20 protein-coding genes are annotated in these 22,732 nt (G+C 71.1%); 16 read left to right on the plus strand and 4 right to left on the minus strand.

Features of this window, described 5'->3' with window-relative positions:
* From pafA to LQ326_RS00845, 10 genes are all read left to right on the plus strand, one after another.
* Positions 1–1,362, plus strand: a complete 1,362-nt coding sequence (gene pafA / locus LQ326_RS00800) for a Pup--protein ligase (RefSeq protein ID WP_181801152.1) — start codon at positions 1–3, stop codon at positions 1,360–1,362.
* Positions 1,363–1,476: 114 nt separating this feature from the next.
* Positions 1,477–2,475 carry an FKBP-type peptidyl-prolyl cis-trans isomerase gene (locus tag LQ326_RS00805; protein WP_234531438.1) on the plus strand — a complete coding sequence of 333 codons (999 nt, stop codon included), beginning with the start codon at positions 1,477–1,479 and terminating at the stop codon, positions 2,473–2,475.
* A 75-nt stretch (positions 2,476–2,550) separates the two neighbouring features.
* Positions 2,551–2,922, plus strand: a complete 372-nt coding sequence (locus LQ326_RS00810) for an FKBP-type peptidyl-prolyl cis-trans isomerase (protein ID WP_234531439.1) — start codon at positions 2,551–2,553, stop codon at positions 2,920–2,922.
* Between the two features lie 206 nt (positions 2,923–3,128).
* On the plus strand, positions 3,129–4,130 hold the full coding sequence (locus LQ326_RS00815) for a helix-turn-helix transcriptional regulator (protein WP_234531440.1): 1,002 nt from the start codon (positions 3,129–3,131) through the stop codon (positions 4,128–4,130).
* Between the two features lie 19 nt (positions 4,131–4,149).
* The gene (locus LQ326_RS00820; RefSeq protein WP_234531441.1) at positions 4,150–5,160 is read left to right on the plus strand and encodes a helix-turn-helix transcriptional regulator; all 1,011 of its coding nucleotides are present in this window, start codon (positions 4,150–4,152) and stop codon (positions 5,158–5,160) included.
* A 94-nt stretch (positions 5,161–5,254) separates the two neighbouring features.
* Positions 5,255–5,515: a CpXC domain-containing protein gene (locus LQ326_RS00825; RefSeq protein WP_181806526.1), complete on the plus strand. Its 261-nt coding sequence runs from the start codon at positions 5,255–5,257 to the stop codon at positions 5,513–5,515.
* Between the two features lie 10 nt (positions 5,516–5,525).
* On the plus strand, positions 5,526–5,720 hold the full coding sequence (locus LQ326_RS00830; protein ID WP_234531443.1) for a hypothetical protein: 195 nt from the start codon (positions 5,526–5,528) through the stop codon (positions 5,718–5,720).
* Positions 5,721–5,981: 261 nt separating this feature from the next.
* Entirely contained in the window at positions 5,982–6,266 is a 285-nt protein-coding gene (gene tatA, locus LQ326_RS00835) for a Sec-independent protein translocase subunit TatA (protein WP_181806521.1), read from the plus strand.
* A 47-nt stretch (positions 6,267–6,313) separates the two neighbouring features.
* Positions 6,314–7,258: a twin-arginine translocase subunit TatC gene (gene tatC, locus LQ326_RS00840; protein WP_234531445.1), complete on the plus strand. Its 945-nt coding sequence runs from the start codon at positions 6,314–6,316 to the stop codon at positions 7,256–7,258.
* 82 nt (positions 7,259–7,340) lie between these two features.
* Positions 7,341–10,193 (plus strand): DEAD/DEAH box helicase, encoded by a 2,853-nt coding sequence (locus LQ326_RS00845; protein WP_234531447.1) that lies wholly within the window; start codon positions 7,341–7,343, stop codon positions 10,191–10,193.
* 145 nt (positions 10,194–10,338) lie between these two features.
* Here LQ326_RS00845 and atzF read toward each other — a convergent pair whose 3' ends face one another.
* Genes atzF through LQ326_RS00865 form a run of 4 tightly spaced genes read right to left on the minus strand, consistent with a single transcriptional unit; the run spans position 10,339 to position 16,947 of the window.
* Complete coding sequence (atzF, locus tag LQ326_RS00850) at positions 10,339–11,994, minus strand: allophanate hydrolase (RefSeq protein WP_234531449.1); 1,656 nt, start codon at positions 11,992–11,994, stop codon at positions 10,339–10,341.
* 17 nt (positions 11,995–12,011) lie between these two features.
* The gene (locus LQ326_RS00855) at positions 12,012–15,524 is read right to left on the minus strand and encodes a 5-oxoprolinase/urea amidolyase family protein (protein ID WP_234531451.1); all 3,513 of its coding nucleotides are present in this window, start codon (positions 15,522–15,524) and stop codon (positions 12,012–12,014) included.
* Positions 15,521–16,126, minus strand: coding sequence for an urea amidolyase associated protein UAAP2 (locus tag LQ326_RS00860; RefSeq protein ID WP_234531452.1), 606 nt, complete (start codon positions 16,124–16,126; stop codon positions 15,521–15,523). The genes LQ326_RS00855 and LQ326_RS00860 overlap by 4 nt, the downstream gene beginning before the upstream one ends.
* On the minus strand, positions 16,123–16,947 hold the full coding sequence (locus LQ326_RS00865) for an urea amidolyase associated protein UAAP1 (RefSeq protein WP_234531453.1): 825 nt from the start codon (positions 16,945–16,947) through the stop codon (positions 16,123–16,125). Before LQ326_RS00865 ends, LQ326_RS00860 begins: the two co-directional genes overlap by 4 nt.
* Before the next feature lie 187 nt (positions 16,948–17,134).
* Between LQ326_RS00865 and LQ326_RS00870 the strand changes: the two genes are divergently transcribed.
* From LQ326_RS00870 to LQ326_RS00895, 6 genes are all read left to right on the plus strand, one after another.
* Positions 17,135–17,761, plus strand: coding sequence for a TetR/AcrR family transcriptional regulator (locus LQ326_RS00870; RefSeq protein WP_234531454.1), 627 nt, complete (start codon positions 17,135–17,137; stop codon positions 17,759–17,761).
* Positions 17,762–18,097: 336 nt separating this feature from the next.
* Positions 18,098–19,720 (plus strand): sensor histidine kinase, encoded by a 1,623-nt coding sequence (locus LQ326_RS00875; protein WP_234531455.1) that lies wholly within the window; start codon positions 18,098–18,100, stop codon positions 19,718–19,720.
* A complete protein-coding gene (locus tag LQ326_RS00880; protein WP_089103096.1) occupies positions 19,717–20,124 on the plus strand; it encodes a roadblock/LC7 domain-containing protein in 408 nt (135 codons plus the stop codon). Before LQ326_RS00875 ends, LQ326_RS00880 begins: the two co-directional genes overlap by 4 nt.
* Positions 20,121–20,549: a DUF742 domain-containing protein gene (locus LQ326_RS00885; protein WP_234531456.1), complete on the plus strand. Its 429-nt coding sequence runs from the start codon at positions 20,121–20,123 to the stop codon at positions 20,547–20,549. The genes LQ326_RS00880 and LQ326_RS00885 overlap by 4 nt, the downstream gene beginning before the upstream one ends.
* Positions 20,530–21,150, plus strand: a complete 621-nt coding sequence (locus LQ326_RS00890) for a GTP-binding protein (protein WP_234531457.1) — start codon at positions 20,530–20,532, stop codon at positions 21,148–21,150. Before LQ326_RS00885 ends, LQ326_RS00890 begins: the two co-directional genes overlap by 20 nt.
* Positions 21,151–21,222: 72 nt before the next feature.
* Positions 21,223–22,713, plus strand: a complete 1,491-nt coding sequence (locus LQ326_RS00895) for a cytochrome P450 (protein ID WP_234531458.1) — start codon at positions 21,223–21,225, stop codon at positions 22,711–22,713.
* Positions 22,714–22,732 lie beyond the last annotated feature (19 nt).

The raw sequence follows: 22,732 nt of genomic DNA on the forward strand, positions 1-22,732 counted from the left end.
ATGGACCGCCGCATTTTCGGGCTGGAGAACGAGTACGGCGTCACGTGCACGTTCAGGGGACAGCGCCGCCTGTCGCCTGACGAGGTGGCGCGGTACCTCTTCCGCCGTGTCGTGTCATGGGGCCGTAGCAGCAATGTCTTTCTGCGCAACGGCGCCCGGCTCTATCTCGACGTGGGCTCACATCCGGAATACGCGACACCCGAGTGTGACAATGTGATCGAACTGGTCACCCACGACAAGGCCGGCGAGCGCATTCTCGAAGGACTGTTGGTGGACGCCGAACGACGCCTGCATGAGGAAGGAATCGCGGGCGATGTCTACCTTTTCAAGAACAACACCGACTCGGCGGGCAACTCGTATGGTTGCCACGAGAACTATCTGGTGGCGCGGCACGGGGAGTTCTCCCGGCTCGCGGACATTCTCATTCCGTTCCTGGTGACCCGGCAGCTGCTGTGCGGCGCGGGCAAGGTGCTGCAGACGCCGCGCGGTGCGGTGTACTGCGTGAGCCAGCGGGCGGAGCACATCTGGGAGGGCGTCTCCTCGGCGACGACGCGTTCCCGGCCGATCATCAACACGCGCGACGAGCCGCACGCGGACGCCGAGCGCTACCGCCGGCTGCATGTCATCGTCGGTGACTCGAACATGTCCGAGACGACGATGCTGCTGAAGGTCGGTGCCACCGACCTGGTGCTGCGCATGATCGAGGCGGGCACGGTGATGCGGGACCTGACCCTGGAGAACCCGATCCGGGCGATCCGCGAGGTCAGCCATGACATCACGGGCCGGCGCAAGGTGCGCCTGGCCAGCGGCCGGGAGGCCTCCGCCCTGGAGGTGCAGCGGGAGTACTACGAGAAGGCCGTGGACTTCTGCGAGCGCCGCGGTATCCGCACCGGCACGGTCGAGCGGGTGCTGGAGCTGTGGGGCCGGACGCTGGACGCGATCGAGGCCGAGGACCTGGACCGGATCGGCACCGAGATCGACTGGGTGATGAAGTACAAGCTCATCGAGCGGTACCGGGCCAAGCACAACATGACCATGTCTCATCCGCGGGTGGCGCAGATAGACCTCGCTTATCACGACATTCACCGTCGTCGGGGTCTTTATTACCTGCTGGAGAAGAAGGGGCAGGCCGCTCGGATCTGCAATGACTTGAAGATCTTCGAGGGCAAGTCGGTGCCGCCGCAGACGACTCGGGCGCGGTTGCGCGGTGACTTCATCCGGCGGGCTCAGGAGCAGCGCCGGGACTTCACGGTCGACTGGGTGCATCTGAAGCTCAACGACCAGGCGCAGCGCACGGTGTTGTGCAAGGACCCGTTCCGTTCGGTCGACGACCGGGTGGAGAAGCTCATCGCCGGTATGTGAGCGATCGCCGCTCAGCGCCACACGGGCGCCGTACGTTTTCCGTACGGCGCCCGTCGCACGCCGTAGAGTTGCGCGCACGCCATCCGCAAGATCGACCGATTACGAGGCTCTTCCGTGCGCCGACGCTCTCTTCTCCTTGCCGCTGTTCCCGCAGGACTGGTCACACTCGCCGGGTGTGGTGACAAGTCGTCCTCCTCCAGCAAGGCCAGCGCCTCGCCGTCGGCGTCCGGTTCGGTGCCGCCGCCGAAGATCGTGGACGGGCCGTTGCCGGCGATCACGGCGGGTACGAAGTTCGGCGAGAAGCCGACGGTCGCCAAGGGCAGCGGGGATCCGTCGAAGAACCTGGCGGTCAAGACGGTGATCGCGGGGAGCGGGAAGACGGTCGCGGAGAACGACTTCATCGAGGCGAACTACCTGGGGCAGATCTGGTCCACGGGGAAGGTCTTCGACCAGTCGTACGACCGTACGCCGCTGCTCATGCAGCTTGCCGCGGGCAGCATCATCGACGGCTGGCGGTACGGGCTGGCCGGGAAGAAGGCCGGCAGCCGGGTGCTGATGGCCGTGCCGCCGACCTGGGGGTACGGCAGCTCGGGCAACGCGCAGGCGGGGATCAAGGGCACGGACACGCTGGTGTTCGTGGTGGACGTGCTGAACTCGTACAACTCGAAGAGCTCCAGTACGGGCAAGGCGGTCGCGCAGAGCGACGCCGCGCTGCCGAAGGTGGGCACGAACACGGACGGCAAGGCTCCGTCGATCGGCATTCCCAAGGCGGCTCCGCCGAAGAAGCTGGTGTCGAACTACGTGCTGGAGGGCGACGGCCCGGAGGTGAAGGCGGAGCAGACCATCCTGTGCCAGTTCAAGGGCGAGGTCTGGGACAGCGGCAAGGTTTTCGAGCAGACGTATGAGAGCGGGAAGCTGGCCCAGTTCTCGGTCGCGCAGATGCAGCAGGTCGTCAAGGGGCTGGCGCAGGGGATCACCGGCAAGAAGGTGGGCAGCCGGATCATGGTCGTCACGCCGCCGGACCTGGCCTACGGGAACAACCCGCCGAACGGTGGTGTGGTGCAGAAGGGTTCGACGCTGGTGTTCTCGGTGGACATTCTCGCGGCGATGTAGTGGCGCGGGCGGCACCGGGGCGGGGATGAAAGACTGTCCGGGTTCCGTGTCGTTACACAAGCAGGAGCCTAAGACGTGAGCATCGACAAGCCCGAGATCGACTTCCCCGAGGGCGAGCCCCCGGCCGACCTGGAGATCAAGGACATCTGGGAGGGCGACGGCGAGGTGGCGCAGGCCGGCCAGACCGTCACCGTGCACTACGTGGGTGTCGCGTTCAGCACCGGTGAGGAGTTCGACGCCAGCTGGAACCGGGGCACGCCGTTCCGCTTCCCGCTGGGCGGGGGCCGGGTCATCAAGGGGTGGGACCAGGGCGTGCAGGGGATGAAGGTCGGTGGCCGGCGGCAGCTGACCATCCCGGCGCACCTCGCCTACGGCAACCAGAGCCCGACGCCGGCGATCCAGCCCGGCGAGACGCTGATCTTCGTCGTGGACCTGATCGCGGTCTGATCCCCGCGCCGGGCCGGTGCCGTCGCGCGCCGACCGGTTCCGGCCGTGAACCGGCTGGACGAGGGCCCGTGCGGTGCGTGCGGGCCCTCGGTGTTTGCGGGGTTGTGTCCGTTTCGGTCCTCGTTGTTTGTACTGGCTTTTGCCGTGACACTCCGGAGCGGTACGGTCATCGGTCAGAAGCACCATAGGGAAGGCGAAGGGCGTCGATGGCCATTGCCAAGGCCGAGCGGCTGATGAACCTGGCGCTGTGCCTGCTGGGGACGCGGCGGCCGCTCAGCAAGCGTGAGCTGCGGGACTCCATCGAGGCATACGTCGAGGCCTCTGGGCCGGGCCGGGGTGCGGCCTCTGGGCCGGGCCGGGGTGCGGCGGGCAGCGACGACTCCTTCAACCGGATGTTCGAGCGGGACAAGGACGATCTGCGGGAACTCGGGCTGGTGATCGAGACCGTCGAGAACCTGGACGGCGAGGTCGGCTACCTCGCCCGCCGCGACAGCAACCGGCTGCCGCCGATCACGCTGGACGCCGAGGAGGCGGCCGCCCTGGGCCTTGCGGCCAAGGTGTGGCAGCAGGCCCGGCTCGCCGGCGCCGCCAGCGGCGCCCTGCAGAAGCTGCGCGCGGCAGGCCTCCCCGAGGGCGTCGACCCGTACGAGGCGCATGGCGCCCTGGAGCCGCGGATCCCCGTGCACGAGGCCGCGTTCGAGCCGCTGATGCTGGCCTGCCGGGACCGCCGCCCGGTCCTCTTCGAGTACCGCAAGGCCACCGCGGCCCGCCCCGAGACGCGGAACGTGGAGCCCTGGGCCCTGGAGTGCTGGCGCGGCCACTGGTATCTGGCCGGCTGGGACCGTGACCGGGGCGCCGAGCGGGTCTTCCGGCTGTCCCGGATCACCGGGAAGGTCCGCTCCCGGGGCACCGCTTTCACCGCGCCGGTCCCGGACGTCGTCACCGTCCGCGAGACCGTGGCGAGCTGGGCCGGGGAGATCGCCGACCGCTCCGCGCTGATCCGGCTGCGTTCGGGGTCCGGGTACCCCCTTCGGGCGAAGGCCACGGCGGTGCGGGAACTCGGCGACGGGTGGGACGAGTTGGAGATTCCGTACGGGCACGGGCTCGACGCGTGGCTGGTGGAGTTCGGGCCGGACGTGGTGGTCCTGGAGCCGGCCGAGCTGCGAGCGGATGTCGTGGACCGGCTGCGTGCCGTGGCCAAGGGCTGAGGGGGAGCGGAGCAAGGCAGTGGCAGGCAAACCGGTCAGGCACGTGAACGCCATCGACCAGACCCGGCGGATGCTCTCCCTGGTGACCTACCTGCGCGAGCGCCCCGGCGCCCGGATCGCGGACGTGGCGCGCGCCTTCGGCATCACCGAGGACGAGCTGGTCTCCGACCTCGACGTGCTGCCCATGTGCGGCACCAGCTTCCGGGGCGGCGACCTGCTGGACATCGACACCGACGGCGAGCGGATCTGGTGGCACAACGCGGCCGCCCTCGGCGAGGAGGCCGCCGAACCGCTCAGGCTCGCCGCCGACGAGGCGACCGCGCTGCTGGTCGCCGCCCGCGCGGTGGCCACCCTGCCCGGACTGCGCGAGGGCGACCGGCAGGCGCTGCTGCGGGCCACCGCCAAAGTGGAGACCGCGGCCGGCGAGGCGGGTGACGCCAGCGCCCGCCTGTCGGTGACCTTCGAGTCCGAGGGCGGCGTCTTCGCCGACGTCGACCGGGCGATCGCCGAGCGCCGCCGGCTGTGGATCCGCTACTACTCACCGGCCCGCGACGAGGTCACCGAGCGCGAGATCGACCCCATCCGCCTGGTCAGCGTCGGCCACACCTATGTGGAGGCCTGGTGCCGCCGCTCCGAGGCGCGGCGCACCTTCCGGCTCGACCGGGTCGCCGAGATCAAGATCCTCGACGAGCCGTCCGCACCTCCCGAGATCGAGCTGCGCGACCTGTCCGAGGCCCTGGTGCAGCCGGCCGCCGAGGACCCCGAGGTGGTCGTCGAGGTCGGCCCGGCCGGCCGCTGGGTCGCCGAGTACTACCCGCACGACAGCGCGGATGAGCTTCCCGACGGCGGTCTGCGTATCAGTCTGCGCACCCCCGATCCGGCCTCCCTGCGCCGGCTGGCGCTCAGGCTGGGCGGCGACGGCCGGATCGTGTCACCGCCCGAGCTGGCCGACAGCGCCCGCCGGGCGGCCCGGGAGGCACTGACGGCGTACGACCACGTGGGGCACGTCGATGAGGAAGGGCATGCGTGAGCCCGAGGAGCGCGCTCCGGAGGCGAACGGCCAGGAAGAAGGGGCGAGGGTTTTGAACGAGTCTTCGGGTTCCGGTGGCGCGGGCACGCGGGAGATGACGGTCGCGGCCGCCTTCGCCGGGATGAGAAGAGTGGTTCCCGTGGTCTTCAGGGCCGGCTGCCCGGACTGCCGGGGCAGCTTCGAGCTCACCGCGAGCGCTCTGCGCCTGGCCATCGGGGCCACCAGCCAGACGACGTTCTACTCCTTCACCTGCCCCGACTGCGGGGCCGCCGTCCGCAAGCCCGCCGGTGAGCGCATCGTCGAACTGCTCACCGGCGGCGGGGTCAGGACACTGCGGCTGCACCCCACCGTCTAGGCTCGGGCCCATGTTCTGGGCGATGGTCGCGGTAGCTGTGGGTTTCGTGGGTCTCGCCGTGCTCGGCGTGCTCGCCGTCCGGGTGTTCCTGGAGGCGCGCCGGCTGGGAGCGCAGGTCGCGGAATCGGCGCGGCGGATCAACCGGGCCGCGGAGGACCTGGAGCGGGCGGCCGTCAGCACCGCCCGTGCTGTGGACACGCTGTGACCCTCGCTGTGCAAGCGGTGTGAGGAGCGGGGCTGTAAGCGGTTTGCGTCACTTCGGCCTGTCACGGCGCCCGCAGGGGCAGGTACGCTGCTGCACGCGGTACGGATAACGAGGCCCGTGCCGCGGACCGGGAGTACGCACGGGGATTGCCTCACGTTTACCCCTGAGCGTTACGATCGCTGACAGCACGATCACTCGGACGCATGTCCGACGGATCGGACAGCACCCCATCCAGCCGCCTCGGTGAGAAGGTAAAGACTTATGTTCGGAAGGCTCGGAGCCCCCGAGATCATTCTCATCCTTGTGGTCGTCATCCTGCTGTTCGGCGCGAAGAAGCTTCCGGACATGGCCCGCTCGCTCGGCAAGTCCGCGCGCATCCTCAAGAGCGAGGCCAAGGCGATGAAGGAAGACGGCAACACCACCACCTCCGCCCAGGCGCCCGCCTCCGGCGAGCAGTCCCAGGCCCAGCGCACCATCCAGGCGGCCCCCGGCGACGTGACCAGCGCCCGCCCGGTCAACGAGCCGTCGGACACCACCCAGCGCTGACGCAGGGCCGGTAGCCCCCGGCCCGCCGTACGAGATGAGGACGTGGGTTGCCAAAGTCTGCCCGCAAACAGGAGAAGGACCCCGAGGGGCGGATGCCTCTCGCGGATCACCTTCGTGAGCTCCGCAACCGGCTCGCGAAGGCGATGCTGGCCATCATCGTCATCACGGTGATCGCCGCCTTCTTCTACAACAACATCATCGACTTCCTCACCAGGCCGATCCTCGACTCGGTCGGTTGCGCCCACGCCTTCTCGGAGATGAACAAGACGAGCGGTGACGGGCAGTGCGCCCAGATCACCATCAACGGTCTGCTCGCGCCCTTCACGCTCGCCCTTCAGGTCTCCCTGATGGCCGGTGTGGTGTTCGCCTCACCGGTCTGGCTGTACCAGCTGTGGGCGTTCGTCGCCCCCGGTCTGCACCGGCACGAGAAGAAGTACGCCTACGCGTTCGTCGGTACCGGCGTTCCGCTCTTCTTCGCCGGCGCGTTCTTCGCGTACAAGGTGCTGCCGACCACCGCGAAGGTGCTCATCGGCTTCACCCCGCACGGGGTGAGCAACCTGCTCCCGCTAGACGACCTGCTGCAGCTGGTCACGCGCATGGTGGTCGTCTTCGGCCTCTCCTTCGAGCTGCCGCTGCTCCTGGTGATGCTCAATCTCACCGGCATCATCACCGGCAAGCGGATGCTCGGCTGGTGGCGGGGGATGATCCTCGGCATCACGATCTTCGCCGCCGTGGCCACCCCGAGCACCGACCCGCTCTCCATGCTGGCGCTCGCCGGACCGATCTGGGTGCTGTACTTCGGCGCGGTCATGTTCTCCCTCCTCAACGACCGGCGCAGGCGCCGCCGCGACGACGACGGCCTCGACGACGACGAGGCCTCCCACCTCGACCTCACCCCCGAGGGCATCGGCGAGATCGAGACCGTCTCCGCCAGCCGCGCGCTGCCCGAGGGCCCGGCGGACCGCGTGAACGGCTACGACGACGTGACCTGACAAGGCCCCACAGTCACCGAGAGGTGCCCGCGTCCCACGACGCGGGCACCTCTTCGTCGTCCGTCGTCCCATGTTCCGGATAATGATCGTCCTGTTGTCAGTGGGGACCGGTACGCTCGAAAGCACGATGACAGAGGACCTCTCACCGGCCGAGCGGTATGCGGCGGCCCGCAGGCGGGCCACCGAGCAGGCCACCGCGCTCGCGGCTTTCCGCGAGATGTACGACTTCGGCCTCGACCCCTTCCAGATCGAGGCCTGCCGGGCACTCGAAGCCGGAAAGGGCGTACTGGTGGCCGCCCCCACCGGCTCAGGCAAGACGATCGTGGGCGAGTTCGCCGTCCACCTCGCCCTCATGCAGGGCAGGAAGTGTTTCTACACGACACCCATCAAGGCACTGTCGAACCAGAAGTACACCGACCTCTGCCGCCGCTACGGCGACGGCATGGTCGGCCTGCTCACCGGCGACAACAGCATCAACCCGGACGCCGCCGTGGTCGTCATGACCACCGAGGTCCTGCGGAACATGCTGTACGCGGGCTCCCAGACCCTCATCGGCCTCGGCTACGTGGTCATGGACGAGGTGCACTACCTCTCCGACCGCTTCCGCGGCGCCGTCTGGGAAGAGGTGATCATCCACCTGCCGGAGTCCGTGACCCTGGTCTCCCTGTCGGCGACCGTCTCCAACGCCGAGGAGTTCGGCGACTGGCTGGACACCGTCCGCGGCGACACCGAGGTCATCGTCTCCGAACACCGGCCCGTCCCGCTGTTCCAGCACGTGCTCGCCGGACGCCGGATGTACGACCTGTTCGAGGAGGGCGAGGGCCACAAGAAGGCCGTCAACCCCGACCTCGTCCGGCTGGCCCGGATGGAGGCCACCCGGCCCTCGTACCAGGACCGCAGACGCGGCCGTGCCATGCGCGAGGCCGACCGGGAGCGGGAGCGCCGGCAGCGGTCCCGGGTGTGGACACCGGGCCGCCCCGAGGTCATCGAACGGCTCGACAACGAGGGCCTGCTGCCCGCCATCACGTTCATCTTCAGCCGCGCCGCCTGCGAAGCCGCCGTCCAGCAGTGCCTGCACGCGGGACTCAGGCTCAACGACGAGGAGGCGCGGGACAAAGTGCGCGCCCTGGTCGAGGAGCGCACCTCCTCCATCCCGCCGGAGGACCTGCACGTCCTCGGCTACTACGAGTGGCTGGAGGGCCTGGAGCGCGGCATCGCCGCCCACCACGCCGGCATGCTGCCGACCTTCAAGGAGGTCGTCGAGGAGCTGTTCGTCCGCGGCCTGGTCAAGGCCGTGTTCGCCACCGAGACCCTCGCGCTCGGCATCAACATGCCCGCCCGCTCCGTGGTGCTGGAGAAACTCGTCAAGTGGAACGGCGAGCAGCACGCCGACATCACCCCGGGCGAGTACACCCAGCTGACGGGCCGTGCGGGCCGGCGCGGCATCGACGTCGAGGGCCACGCGGTGGTGCTGTGGCAGCGCGCCATGAGCCCCGAGCACCTCGCCGGACTCGCCGGCACCCGCACGTATCCGCTGCGGTCCAGCTTCAAGCCGTCGTACAACATGGCGGTCAACCTGGTCGAGCAGTTCGGGCGGCATCGCTCGCGGGAGCTGCTGGAGACGTCGTTCGCGCAGTTCCAGGCCGACAAGTCGGTCGTCGGCATCTCCCGTCAGGTGCAGCGCAACGAGGAAGGGCTCGCCGGCTACAAGGAGTCCATGACCTGCCACCTCGGCGACTTCGAGGAGTACGCGCGACTTCGGCGCGAGCTGAAGGACCGGGAGACGGAACTGTCCCGGCAGGGCGCGGCCCAGCGGCGGGCCGAGGCGGCGGTCGCGCTGGAGAAGCTCAGGCCCGGCGACGTCATCCATGTGCCGACCGGCAAGTACGCCGGGCTCGCCCTGGTGCTGGACCCCGGGCTGCCCGCCGGCCGGTCCAACGGTCACCGCGGCTTCGAACAGCACGACGGTCCCAGGCCGTTGGTGCTGACCGCCGAGCGGCAGGTCAAGCGGCTCGCCGCCATCGACTTCCCGGTGCCCGTCGAGGCGCTGGAGCGGATGCGGATCCCCAAGTCGTTCAACCCCCGCTCGCCGCAGTCCCGTCGGGACCTCGCCTCCGCGCTGCGCACCAAGGCAGGGCACATCCCCCCGGAGCGGGCCCGCAAGAAGCGGTCGCAGGCGGCCGACGACCGCGAGATCGCGCGACTGCGGACCGCGATCCGCGCGCACCCCTGCCACGGGTGCAACGACCGCGAGGACCACGCCCGTTGGGCCGAGCGCTACCACCGGCTGATCCGGGACACCTCACAGCTGGAGCGGCGGATCGAGGGCCGGACCAACACCATCGCCCGGACCTTCGACCGGATCGTGGCGCTGCTGACCGAGCTGGACTACCTGCGCGGGGACGAGGTCACCGAACACGGCAAGCGGCTGGCCCGGCTCTACGGCGAACTCGACCTGCTCGCCAGCGAATGCCTGCGGGCGGGCGTCTGGGAGGGCCTCGGCCCCGCCGAACTCGCCGCCTGCGTCTCGGCGCTGGTGTACGAGGCCCGCGCCAGTGACGACGCGATGGCCCCCAAGCTGCCCTCCGGGAAAGCCAAGGCCGCGCTCGGCGAGATGGTGCGGATCTGGGGTCGGCTGGACGCCCTGGAAGAGGATTTCCGGATCAGTCAGACCGAGGGCGTCGGGCAGCGGGAACCGGATCTCGGGTTCGCCTGGGCCGTGTACATGTGGGCCTCGGGAACGGGGCTGGACGAGGTGCTGCGGGAGGCGGAGATGCCCGCCGGGGACTTCGTCCGGTGGTGCAAGCAGGTCATCGACGTGCTGGGGCAGATCTCGGCCGCGGCCCCGGTGGAGGGGTCGACGGTGGCCAAGGCCGCGCGCAGGGCGGTCGACCTGGTGCTGCGGGGAGTCGTGGCCTACTCGTCGGTGGGCTGACGGCCGTCAGCGCGTGGGGCCTGCCCGGTGGATCCCGCCGGGCAGGCCCTGGTTCGCCGTGCGGGCTCAGCGCAGCCGCGTGAAAGTGAGGTCACCGGTGAGCCCGCTGTCCGGGCGGGCCGCCGGGACGGGTGCGGCGAGGGCGTCAGCGCGACGCCAGGAACGCTCGCCAGCCGCCGTGGCGGGTGATGTCCTCGGCGCCCGCCAGCGCGCCGGGCTCGCACAGGAACCCGGGGACGGCGGTGCCGTCGGCCAGCTCCACGCTGCCCAGCGCCATGGGACGGGGCAGGGCGGCCAGCAGGCGGCCCAGGCCCTCGGCCGGCAGGCTCCAGATCTCCGTCTCGATCGCCGCGCCGCCCGCGCCCACGTGCACCAGGCCGGGCTTGGGCAAGGTGGTCGGCAGGGCGTAGAGGCGGTACGCCGGGGCCGTCGTCGTCGTGTGCTCCCGTACCGCCCCCAGCGCCAGCAGCTGGGGATTGAGCGGCTGGCCGGTCAGGTGGGCGCCGACCACGGCCAGACGGACCCTCGGTTCCAGGGCGCGGGCGATGACGGCCAGGCGGTCGTCCGTGAACGCCGGGCCGATCAGCATCACGCCGAACGGCAGGCCGTTCACCTCACCCGCCGGGACCGCCACCGCCGCCAGGTCGAAGAGGTTCGTGGAGTTGGTGAAACGGCCCAGGCGTGCGTTGGCGCCCAGCGGGTCCGCCGCCACCTCGGCGAGGGTGGGGTGGCCGGGGGCTGTGGGCAGCAGCAGGGCGTCCGCGTCTCCCAGCGCGGCCAGGGCACGGCCGCGCAGGTCCGTCAGCCGGTCCTGGTCCGCGAAGAGCCGGTGGGCCGGGATGTCACGGGCCCGGGTGATGATTCCGGTGACCGTGGGGTCCAGACCCGCCCCGCCGGACAAGAGCAACGAGTCGATGAAGTCCCCGACCGCCGTGTAGCGCTCGGCCACGAACGCGCCCTCGTAGAGCATCGCCGCCGCCTCGGTGAAGGGGGTGAGGTCGAGCGGCCGGATCGACGCGCCCGCGGCGGCCAGCCGGCCCACCGTCTCCTGGTAGGCCTCCGCCCAGCCTTCGTCCAGCTCGCCGAGCTGCTCGCGCGGCGGTACGGCGATCCGCCACGGGCCGGGAGCGCGCTGGGGGAGCGCCGGGAGGGGGCGGTCCGGGGGGTATGTGACATGGCACAGTGCCTGCTCCGCCTCGGGGACCGTGCGGGCGAACACCGTCACGCAGTCGATCGACGCGCACGCCGGGACGACGCCGGCCGTCGGCACCAGGCCCCGGGTCGGCTTCAGGCCGACGATGCCGTTGAAGGCCGCCGGGATCCGGCCCGAGCCCGCCGTGTCCGTGCCCAGGGCGAAGTCGACGATCCCCAGGGCCACGGCGACGGCCGAGCCGGAACTGGAGCCGCCGCTGATCCTGGCCGGGTCGATCGCGTTGCGCACCGCGCCGTACGGGGAACGGGTCCCCACCAGGCCGGTCGCGAACTGGTCGAGGTTGGTGGTGCCGAGGACGAGCGCGCCGGCCGCGCGCAGGCGGGCCACCACGGGGGCGTCGGCCCGCGGTTCGTACGCGTACGCCGGGCAGCCGGCTGTCGTGGGCAGCCCGTGCACGTCGATGTTGCCCTTGGCGGCGAACAGCCGCCCGGCGAGCGGGAGGTGCTCACCGCGGGCCACCCGCTCGTCGATCGTGCGGGCCTCCGCCTCGGTTTCGTCCCGCGGGCGCAGGCCGATCCAGATCTCGGGCCGGTCGACGGCCGCGATGCGTGCGTAGGCGGCACGGACACGGGAGACGGTGCTGGACATGGTCGTGCTCCTCGGGGTCAGTTCCGGGCCGGTGCCAGGACGAGCAGGGCCGTGCCCGCCGCCACCTGGTCGCCGGGCCGTGCCAGGATCTCCGTGACCACACCGGTCATCGGCGCGTGCACCCTGGACTCCATCTTCATCGCCTCCAGGGCGAGCAGGGGCTGCCCGGTGGTCACCGTGTCCCCCGGCGCCACGTTCAACTGCCATACGGAGGCCGCGAACTCGGCCTCTATCAGACGGCCGCCCGGCGGCACCGCCACCTCGGCGGGCTGGGCGGCGGGCGCCGCGTCCGCCTCGGCGCGCGCGAACTCGCCCGCCGCCTCCCAGGCGTCCCGCTCCGCGGCGAAGGCCTTCTGCTGGCGTGCCCTGAACTCCCCGATCGAGTCGGCGTGCGTGGCGAGGAACTCCTGGTAGGACGCGAGGGAGAAGGTCCCCTCCTCGATGCGCGGCACGAACCGGCCGGAGACGATGTCGGCGCGCAGATCGAGGAGTTCGTCCGCGTCCACCGGGTACCACCTGATCCGGTCGAAGAACCGCAGCAGCCACGGCATGCCCGGCTCGAACGCGCCGCGCTGCTGCCAGCCCGACCAGACCTGGGTCGTACGGCCCACGAACTGGTAGCCGCCCGGGCCCTCCATGCCGTAGACGCACAGGTAGGCGCCGCCGATGCCGACGGAGTTCTCGGCGGTCCAGGTGCGGGCCGGGTTGTACTTCGTCGTGACCAGGCGGTGGCGCGGGTCGAGCGGGGTGGCGACCGGGGCGCCCAGGTACACGTCGCCGAGGCCGAGGACCAGGTACTCCGCGTCGAAGACCGTGCGGTAGACGTCCTCGACCGAGTCGAGGCCGTTGATCCGGCGGATGAACTCGATGTTCCACGGGCACCAGGGGGCGTCGTCGCGCACCCCCGCCATGTAACGGGCGATCGCCTCGCGGGTCGCCGGGTCGTCCCAGGAGAGGGGGAGATGGACCGTGCGGGAGGGCACCACCAGTTCCCCGGTGGGCGGCAGGTTCACCACGATCTCTCTTACCGCGCTCAGGAGTCCGGCCTGGGCGAGGACGCTCGGGTCGGTCCGGATCTGAAGCGAACGGATGCCCGGGGTCAGGTCCGTGACACCGGGCAGGTCCGCCGCCGTCACCGCCTCCATCAGCGCGTGGACGCGCATCCGCAGAGCCAGGTCGAGTTGCATGGGGCCGAACTCGACCAGCAGGTTGTCGTCGCCGCTGCGCCGGTAGGTCACGTCGCCGTCCCGGGCGAGGACTCCGCCGTCGACGATCTCGGGGCGGGGCGTGCCCGTCACGTCGACCGGGGTGAAGCGGACCGTGTCGCCGGGGCGGAACTGGCCGAGCTTCCAGCGTTCGCCGCTCAGGACCGTCGCCGGGCACACGAACCCGCCCAGGGAGGGACCGTCCGGACCGAGCAGGACCGGCATGTCACCGGTGTAGTCGACCGCGCCGACCGAGTACGGGGTGTCGTGGATGTTGGAGGGGTGCAGGCCCGCCTCACCGCCGTCGGTGCGCGCCCAGCGCGGCTTGGGGCCGACCAGCCGGACGCCGGTGCGCGCCGAGTTGAAGTGCACCTTCCACCGGGCCGCGTAGAAGTCCCGGATGTCGTCCTCGGTGAAGAACTCCGGGGCCGCGTGCGGGCCTTCGACGGCCGCGAGGTGCCAGTCGGCGGTGAAGCGCGGACGGTCGGCGACGGGTTCGCCGTCGGTCACGGCCCCGCCGTGCAGGACGTCACCCGTGCGCAGCGCCCGGCCGCCGTGGCCGCCGAACCGGCCCAGGGTGAAGGTGCTCGCGCTGCCGAGGAAGTCGGGGACGTCCAGGCCGCCGCCGGCGACGAGGACGTAGGTGCGCAGGCCGTGCTCGGCGGGGGCACCGATCTCCAGCAGGCCGCCGGCCGGGACCGTCACCGGTTCCCATTGGGCGACCGGGGTGCCGTCGACCGCCACCGGGGCCGGGGCACCGGTCACGCAGACGGTGGTGGGGTGGGTGAAACGCAGGGACGGGCCCTGCAGGGTGCATTCGAGGCCGGGCGCGCCCGCCGGGTTGCCGAGGGCGAGGTTGCCGAGGCGGAAGGAGCGGTCGTCCATCGGACCGCTCGGGGGGACGCCGACCTGCCAGTAGCCGGTGCGGCCCGGCCAGTCCTGGACCGTGGTGAGCGTGCCGCCCGCGACGACCTCGATCCGGGGGGTGGGGTCGGTGACCTCGGCGAGGGTCGCCGTGGAGTGGGCGGCGGCGCGGAACGCGGGGTCGGCGAGCGCCGCGCGCACCAGGCCGAGGTTCGTCTCGATCCCGTCGACGCGGGCGGCGGTCAGCGCCTCGTCCAGCCGGCGCAGCGCCTCGGCGCGGTCGGGACCGTACGCGATCACCTTCGCGAGCATCGGGTCGTACGACGTCGTCACCTCGGTGCCGGTCTCCACCCAGCCGTCGACGCGCACCCCCGCGGGGAACTCCACCCGGGTCAGCAGCCCGGCGCTGGGCCGGTGTCCGCGGGAGGGGTCCTCGGCGTAGACGCGGGCCTCGACGGCGTGGCCGCGCGGTTCGCCCGGGTCGCGGACCACGTCGGTCTCGCCGCCCGCGAGGCGCAGCATCCAGGCGACCAGGTCGACGCCGTAGATCTCCTCGGTGACCGGGTGTTCCACCTGGAGGCGGGTGTTGACCTCCAGGAAGTAGGCCTCCTCGCGGGCCGCGTCGTACACGAACTCGACCGTGCCGGCCGAGCGGTAGCCGACCGAGGCGCACAGGTCGCGGGCGGCGGTGGCGAGTCGGGCGCGGATTCGCGGGGGCAGGCCGGGGGCCGGGGCCTCCTCGACCACCTTCTGGTTGCGGCGCTGGAGGGAGCAGTCCCGGTCCCCGAAGGTGACGACCCGGCCGTGGCCGTCGCCGAAGACCTGGACCTCGACATGGCGGGCCTGCTCGACCAGGCGTTCCAGGAAGACCCCGGCCGAGGAGAAGGAGGCGGCGGCGACCCGCTGCACCCGCTCCCAGGCGTCGGTCAGTTCATCGGCTGACCGACAAGCCGACATACCGATACCGCCGCCCCCGCCGGTCGCCTTGAGCATCACGGGATAGCCGATCGCGTCCGCTTCGCGGAGGGCTTCGGCCAGGTCGGTCAGCAGCCCGGTGCCCGGGGCCAGGGGCACCCCGGCGGCCTTCGCGGCCGCCCGCGCGGTGTGCTTCGCGCCGAACAGTTCGAGTTGCTCCGGGGTCGGGCCGACGAAGACGATGCCGGCCTCCTCGCACCGGCGGGCGAAGGCGGCGTCCTCGGACAGGAAGCCGTAGCCGGGGTGGACGGCGCCCGCGCCGGTGTCCTTGGCGGCCTTCAGGACCAGGTCGGCGTCGAGGTACGACTCCTTCGCCGGGGCCGGGCCGAGCCGGACCGCCTCGTCGGCGAGGCGTACGTGCGGCGCCGAGCGGTCGGGGTCGGAGTAGACGGCGACCGTGCGCAGGCCGAGGGCGCGGGCGGTGCGGATGACGCGGACGGCGATCTCGCCGCGGTTGGCGACCAGCAGCTTCTCGAAGGAGGTCATCCGGCGGCTCCGGTGATCGTCATCTGCACGGGCGTGGGGTCGAAGCCGTTGCAGGGGTTGTTGATCTGGGGGCAGTTGGAGACCAGGACGAGGACGTCGCGTTCGGCGCGCAGGGCCAGCTTCCGGCCCGGGGCCGAGAGGCCGTCGACGATGCCGAGGGTGCCGTCCTTCTCGACGGGCACGTTCATGTACCAGTTGATGTTGGAGACCAGGTCGCGCTTGCCGAGGCCGTACCGGGCGCCCTCGGCGAGGAAGTTGTCCACACAGGCGTGCTGGGACCAGGTGTGGTGGCCGTAGCGCAGGGTGTTCGACTCCTTGGAGCAGGCGCCGCCGACCGTGTCGTGGCGGCCGACCTCGTCGGCGGTCACGGTCATCAGCGGGGTGTGCTCGTTGGAGAGCAGCACGCTGTTGGTGGTCAGGAAGACGGAGTCCTGGGCGTGGATGGTGTCGGGCGCGCTGTAGCGGACCGACGTGTCGTGGGCGTCGTAGACGAGGAAGTCGACGGCCTGGTTGCCGTGCAGGTCGGTGATGGTGAGGAACTCGCCCGCGCGGATGACGGCGGACCAGGCGGCGCGGGCCGGGACCACGCTCTGCGTGCTCATGCGAGCCCCCTCGCGGCGAGGAATTCGGCGGTGTTGAGGAAGGCACGGCGGCCCTCGGGGGTGGCGTCCCAGAGCGGGGCGCCGGGCGGCGTGGGTGCGGCGCGCCAGGCCAGTACCTCCAGCGGGGTACTGACGTAGTCGGGGCGCGGGTCGGCCGGGTGCGGGACGTTCGCGATGAGGACGGTGACGTCCTGTTCGGCGCGGAGCGTGACGCTGCCGCCGGGGCCGGCCGAGCCGGTGAAGTCCAGCGTGCCGTCGTCGCGCACCCTGACGCCCTGGAAGAACGACAGGGACGGCGGCAGGTCGCGCGGTTCCAGGCCGTTCTTGGCCGCGGCCAGCTTGAACAGTTCGCGGCCGGCGGGGGAGGGCGACTGCGGGGCGCCGTCGCCGTACCGGGCGGTGTTGCGCAGGAGGGTGGAGGTGCCGCAGAGGGCGTCGTGGCGGCCGGAGGTGTCGGCTACGACGGAGGCCAGCACCCGGCCCTGGTCGGAGAGGAGCAGCACGCCCTCGCGGAGGTAGGCGTTCCACTGGACCTTGACCGTGTCGGCGACGTTCAGCCGCTCCCAGGGGCGGTCGGCGGCGTAGAGCAGGAGGTGGGCGCAGGCGTCGCCGTTCAGGTCGGTCAGGCGCAGCTCGGTGCCGCGCGCGAGGACGCGGTGCGTGTAGTTGCCGCCGGCCACCGTCTCGGCCCACACCAGGTGGCCGGCCGCGCAGGGCGGGTCCGGCCAGTCGGCGGCCGGTACCACGGGCATGGCCTCGGCGCGGGTGCCCTCCTGGGCGCGGGCGTGCGCCCGGGCCCCGTACGTGGTCGCTGTCGCCATCGCTGACCTCCGTCTCCTTCGGCTGAAGGGGTTATTTCTGTCGCTCGACAGAAATTAGGCCGGGGTCGGGTCGGCGGCGTTGCGGTGGCGTTCCGGCCCGGTTACCTGGGGCTCACCGGGGGCGGTGGCCCGTCGGGCGGGGCGTCGGCGCGACCGCCGTACGGCGTCGTGTGCGAGGATCGAACGCATGGGGACGAGCAGTGGCCGCCGGGTCGGCCGGCCGCGGGCCGCGCAGCGACCCGACAGCGGTCTTGAGCCGCGGGCCGAACTGCTCGCCGCGGCGGCCGAGTTGTTCACCACCCGCGGTTACGCGGCCACCACCACCCGGACCGTCGCCGAGCGGGCGGGCATGCGGCAGGCGTCGATGTACCACTACGTCTCCGGCAAGGAGGAACTCCTCGCCGAGCTGCTGGAGTCCACCGTCACGCCGTCCCTGGCCTGTGCGCGGGAGCTGCTCGCGGACGAGGTGACCCCGGCCGAGGAACGGCTGCGGATCCTGTGCCGGGCCGACGTGGAGCTGTTGTGCGCCGGGCCGCACAACCTGGGTGCGCTCTACCTGCTGCCCGAGGTGCAGGCCGACCGGTTCGCGGGCTTCCGTGCCGTGCGCGCCGAACTCAAGGACGCCTACCGGCAGTTGATCGCCGCCACGGTGGCCGGCGGGGCGCTGGCCAAGAGGGAGCTGGAGCTTCGGACCGATCTCGTCTTCGGGCTGATCGAGGGCGTCATCCTGGTCCACCGGTCCGAACCGGAGCGCCCCGCCGACGAGTTCGCCCGCGCCACGGCCGAGGCGGCGCTGCGGATCGTCGGGGTCTGAAGAGGCCCCGCGCGGGCCGGCGGGGGTCTCGCTCCGGCGGCTCCTTTCACTCATCACGGTGAGTGATCCCGCACACCTGTACGCCATGACGGACTGCGTTCGAATGAATGCCCTGCGTGCAAAACGACCGAGGCTACTCCGGTCCTGTGGGCGTTTTCAGGTGCTCGCCGAATATGACATGGCGTTGATCCGGTCGGACTAAGCTCGCCCGCGGCGCACCGAGTTGAGATGAATTCGTGCGCCTGTTCCCAATCATACGGAAGATCCAGACTGCTCCATGAACCTTCCCCATGCGAACTTCCCCGACACCCAGCCGATTCGTCTCAGAAGGCATACATGGTGAGTGTGCAATCGCCTCCCAATGGCCGTGAACTGTCCCTGGCGCGCGTGCTGTTGCTGCCCGCCATACTGATGGCGGCGGCGACCGCCGCCGCCGTCGTCCTGGTGGCGGAGTCCGCCCGGGCCGCCGTCGGCGCGTGCGGGGCCGTCGGCATGCTGCTGGTGCTCGTGACGGCGGCGGAAGCAGTGCGCCGCGGCCGCAGGCTCCGGGACGCCCAGGCCGAACACGAACGTCACCGTACGTATCTGGAACAGTGCCTCACCGTGAGCGAGGCGGAGATCGACCGACTCGGCCGGGAGGTCTTCCCGACCGCGCTCTACCGGCTGAAAGCCGGCGAGTCGCCCAAAGAGGTGGTCCGCCAGCTCTTCGACCTCGACCCGGGGATGCGCAACGCCCCCGAGTCACAGCGCCGGCTGATCCGCGTCATGCTCGACATCATCGACGAGGAGGACCTCCAGCGAGACTCCCTGGAGCGCTCGTTCGTCAGCGTCGCCCGGCGCGTCCAGGCCATCGTCCACCAGCAGGCCCACGAACTGCGGGAGATGGAGGAGGACCACGGCCGCAACCCCGAGGTCTTCGACGACCTGCTGCGCATCGACCACGGCACCGCGCTGATCGGACGCCTCGCCGACTCGGTCTCCGTGCTCGGCGGCGGCCGCCCCGGCCGCCAGTGGCCCAACCCGGTCGCCCTCTACAGCGTGCTGCGCGGCGCCATGTCCCGGATCCTGGAGTACCGGCGCATCGAACTGCACTCCATCTGCCAGGTCAACATCAAGGGCACCTCCGTCGAGCCGGTCATCCACGCGGCCGCCGAACTCCTCGACAACGCCACCCGCTACTCGCCGCCCTCCACCAAGGTGCACGTCACCGCCGTCGAGGTGCAGTCCGGCGTCTGCATCGAGATCGAGGACGCCGGCGTCACCCTCAACGAGGAGGCCCGCGACCGTCTGGAGGGCCTGCTGGCGAAGGCCAAGCAGGGCAAGGACATCCAGGTCCTCGGCGAGAACCCGCGCCTCGGCCTCTCGGTCGTGGGCCGCCTGTGCAAGATGTACAACATGGACGTCTCGCTGCGCGCCTCCGCGTACGGCGGCGTCCGGGCCGTCCTCATCGTGCCCAGCGACATGATGACCACCGACCCCGCCCCCGGCATCGCCCACGGCATCGGTGCCACCGGCATCCCCCAGCCCGAACTCGGCGCCCTCGAAGGCCCCAAGCGCCCGCCCAAGCGGCGCCGCCCCACCAGCCCCCGCATCCCCGCCGGGATCTCCATGGAGGACGACGTCCCCGAGGTCACCGAATGGACGGCGGGCGGCCTGCCGCAGCGGCGCAGCCGGATGAAGACTCCGCTCAGCCAGCGGATCGCCGAGCAGGCCGCGATCGAGCGTGCCGAACGCGAGGGCACCCCGACCATCTGGTCGCAGCACAAGGAACCCGAGCCCGAGAAGCCGGAGCCCGAGCGCCGCGAGCCCGGCCTCTGGGTCGATGCCTTCTGGGAGGGGCTCAAGAAGAACAACCCGGGTGTCCACCCCACCGACTTCACCCGGAACCCCACCAAGTACCTGCATCTGATCAACGATCCGGCCGGCACCGAAGCCGACGACGAGGGGGACCTCAAGTGATCCAGCAGCGAGGCAACTTCGACTGGATGCTCAAGCAACTCGCCGACGGTGTACCGGGCGTCGAGATGATCGTCGTGCTCTCCGCCGACGGCCTGCGCATCGCCCGGCACGGCGGCGACCCCGACGCCGCCGACCGGCTCGCCGCCGCCTGCGCGGGCGTGCAGAGCCTGGCCAGTGCCGTCGCCCAGGAACTCCCCATCAGCAACGGCGACATGAACCTCGTCCTGATCGAGATCGACAGGGGCTACTTCTACCTCATGTCCGCCGGCGCCAACGCCTATCTGGCCGTGCTGGCCGACGTCACCTGCGAACCGGGCCGGATGAGCGAGATGATGCGCGATCTCGTCGTCCGCATCGGCGCCCACCTCACCAGTCCGCCCCGGCGGAACGGGCAGACCGTATGACTCCTCCGCAACGCAAACGGCGCCGGTCCAGGCCGGACGTTCCGCCCCCGCCCCCGCCCCCGTCCACGCCGCCCACCCCCGAGAGCGGCGAGGACGGCGACAACAAGAACCCCGAACGGCTCTACGTCATCAGCGGCGCCGACGGCGCCCGGGCCGAACTCGACCTGGTCACCTTGATCGTGGCACGCGCCGCCCCGCCGCCGTCCGTCACCCCCGAGCAGGCGGCGCTGCTCCGGCTCTGCCTGGCCCCCCTGTCCGTGGCCGAACTCTCGGCCTACCTCAACCTGCCGTTCAGCGCGATGACGGCGCTGATCACCGAGCTGATCACGGCCGAACTGGTCCAGGCACGCGCCCCGATCGTCCGCCAGGCGCTCCCCGACCGTTCACTTCTCGAAGCGGTGATGCATGGACTTCAAAGGCTCTGACACGATTCCCGGCCCCCGCAGCGAGGACCACCTGCCGCACACCGCCCAGGCCGCGGTGAAGATCGTGATCGTGGGCGGCTTCGGGGTCGGCAAGACCACCATGGTCGGTTCCGTCAGCGAGATCAGACCGCTGACCACCGAGGAGACCATGACCCAGGCGGGCATCGGCGTCGACGACAACTACGGTTCCGACTCCAAGACCGCCACCACCGTGGCCATGGACTTCGGCCGCATCAGCATCACCGACGAACTGGTCCTCTACCTCTTCGGCACCCCCGGCCAGGAACGCTTCTGGTTCCTGTGGAACGGGCTGTTCGAGGGCGCCCTCGGCGCGGTCGTCCTCATCGACACCCGGCGCCTGGAGGTCAGCTTCGACGTCATGGGACGCCTGGAGGAACGCGGCGTGCCGTTCGTTGTCGCCGTCAACTCCTTCCCTGACGCGCCCAGTTACCCCATCGAGGAACTGCGCACCGCGCTGGACCTGCCCCCCGACGTCCCCATCGTGGAGTGTGACGCCCGCCGCCGGGCCTCCAGCCGGGACGTCCTGATGACCCTGATGCGCTTCCTGCACTCGCTCGCCATGTCCGGCGCGCTCACCTGACATTCCTTCCGGATTCTCCCGGATTCTCTTGGATTCTCTGGAATTCTTTCGGATCTCTTCGGAGCGATCACTGTGACGCCTGAATCCCCCTTCCCGGCCGGTACCAGCACCGACCCGGTCCCGGATCCGGCCCCGGTCCCGCCGCCCGGCTGTCCGGCGCACGACCGCGGCCCCGGCGGACTCCAGCGGCTCTACGGCGCCGACGCGGACCACCTGGGCGAGCTGTACGAGAAGCTGCGCGAGGAACACGGCCCCGTGGCACCCGTCCTGCTCCACGACGACGTACCGGTCTGGGTGGTCCTCGGGCTCACCGAGAACCTCCAGATGGTCCGCACCCCCGCCGTCTTCACCCGGGACAGCCGGATCTGGACCCCGCTGCGCGAGGGCATGGTCAAGCCGGACCACCCCCTCATGCCGCACATCGCCTGGCAGCCCATCTGCTCGCACGCCGAGGGCGAGGAACACATGCGGCTGCGCGCGGCCGTCACGGGCGCCATGACCACCATCGACCACCGCAGCATCCGCCGCCTCATCGGCCGCTACACCCAGCTGCTGGTCAACGAGTTCTGCGAGAAGGGCCGCGCCGAGCTGGTGTCCCAGTACTCCGAGCACCTGCCCATGGCGGTCATGTGCGAACTGATCGGCATGCCCGAGGAGTACAACGACCGGATCGTGGAGGCCGCCCGGGACATGCTGAAGGGCACCGAGACCGCGATCGCCAGCAACCAGTACGTCATGGGCTGTCTGACGCGGCTCACCGCCCGGCGCCGGGCCCGCTCCGAGGACGACTTCGCCAGCCACCTCATCAACCACCCGGCCCGGCTCAACGACGACGAGGTCGCCCAGCACCTGCGGGTCGTCCTCATCGCCGCCTACGAGACCACCGCCAACCTCCTCGCCAACGCACTGCGCATGGTCCTCACCGAACCCGGCTTCCGCGCCCAGCTCAACGGCGGCCAGATGACCGTGCCCGAGGCGATCGAGCAGTCGCTGTGGGACGAGCCGCCGTTCAGCACCGTCTTCGCCTACTTCGCCAAGCAGGACACGGAACTCGGCGGCCAGCGCATCCGCAAGGGCGACGGACTGCTCTACGCGCCCGCGCCGGGCAACGTCGACCCGCGCGTCCGCCCCGACCTGAGCGCCAACATGCAGGGCAACCGCTCCCACCTCGCCTTCGGCGGCGGCCCGCACGAATGCCCCGGCCAGGACATCGGCCGTGCCATCGCCGACGTCGGGGTCGACCAGCTGCTGACCCGGCTCTCCGACATCCAGCTCGACTGCGACGAGGAGGAGCTGCGCTGGCGCGCCTCGATCGCCTCCCGGCACCTGGTGGACCTGCCGGTGCGCTTCGACCCCAAGCCGAAGCAGGACGTCACCCTCATGCCGAGCCCGGCCCTCGTCCCCCCGCAGCGCACCGACTGGCAGGCCGGCACGACCCGCCCGGCAGCACCGGAGCCGGCCCCCGCGCCCCGGCCGGCGGTGCCCGTGACCATGACCGTCCCCGAACCGGCCCCGCCACGCGGCATCTGGCCCAGGCTGCGCCGCTGGTGGCTGGGCAGCTGAGTGCCCCGCGGGAAGCGCC

The sequence above is a fragment of the Streptomyces shenzhenensis genome, assembly GCF_021462265.1.
Taxonomy (GTDB): Bacteria; Actinomycetota; Actinomycetes; order Streptomycetales; family Streptomycetaceae; genus Streptomyces; species Streptomyces shenzhenensis.

Bases quoted from the DNA above. Each gene is read 5' to 3' on its own strand.
- pafA (WP_181801152.1), top strand. From the start codon at position 1: ATGGACCGCCGCATTTTCGGGCTGGAGAACGAGTACGGCGTCACGTGC.
- LQ326_RS00815 (WP_234531440.1), top strand. From the start codon at position 3,129: ATGGCCATTGCCAAGGCCGAGCGGCTGATGAACCTGGCGCTGTGCCTG.
- LQ326_RS00825 (WP_181806526.1), top strand. From the start codon at position 5,255: ATGACGGTCGCGGCCGCCTTCGCCGGGATGAGAAGAGTGGTTCCCGTG.
- LQ326_RS00830 (WP_234531443.1), top strand. From the start codon at position 5,526: ATGTTCTGGGCGATGGTCGCGGTAGCTGTGGGTTTCGTGGGTCTCGCC.
- tatA (WP_181806521.1), top strand. From the start codon at position 5,982: ATGTTCGGAAGGCTCGGAGCCCCCGAGATCATTCTCATCCTTGTGGTC.
- LQ326_RS00845 (WP_234531447.1), top strand. From the start codon at position 7,341: ATGATCGTCCTGTTGTCAGTGGGGACCGGTACGCTCGAAAGCACGATG.
- atzF (WP_234531449.1), bottom strand. From the start codon at position 11,994: ATGTCCAGCACCGTCTCCCGTGTCCGTGCCGCCTACGCACGCATCGCG.
- LQ326_RS00855 (WP_234531451.1), bottom strand. From the start codon at position 15,524: ATGACCTCCTTCGAGAAGCTGCTGGTCGCCAACCGCGGCGAGATCGCC.
- LQ326_RS00860 (WP_234531452.1), bottom strand. From the start codon at position 16,126: ATGAGCACGCAGAGCGTGGTCCCGGCCCGCGCCGCCTGGTCCGCCGTC.
- LQ326_RS00865 (WP_234531453.1), bottom strand. From the start codon at position 16,947: ATGGCGACAGCGACCACGTACGGGGCCCGGGCGCACGCCCGCGCCCAG.
- LQ326_RS00870 (WP_234531454.1), top strand. From the start codon at position 17,135: ATGGGGACGAGCAGTGGCCGCCGGGTCGGCCGGCCGCGGGCCGCGCAG.
- LQ326_RS00875 (WP_234531455.1), top strand. From the start codon at position 18,098: ATGGTGAGTGTGCAATCGCCTCCCAATGGCCGTGAACTGTCCCTGGCG.
- LQ326_RS00885 (WP_234531456.1), top strand. From the start codon at position 20,121: ATGACTCCTCCGCAACGCAAACGGCGCCGGTCCAGGCCGGACGTTCCG.
- LQ326_RS00890 (WP_234531457.1), top strand. From the start codon at position 20,530: ATGGACTTCAAAGGCTCTGACACGATTCCCGGCCCCCGCAGCGAGGAC.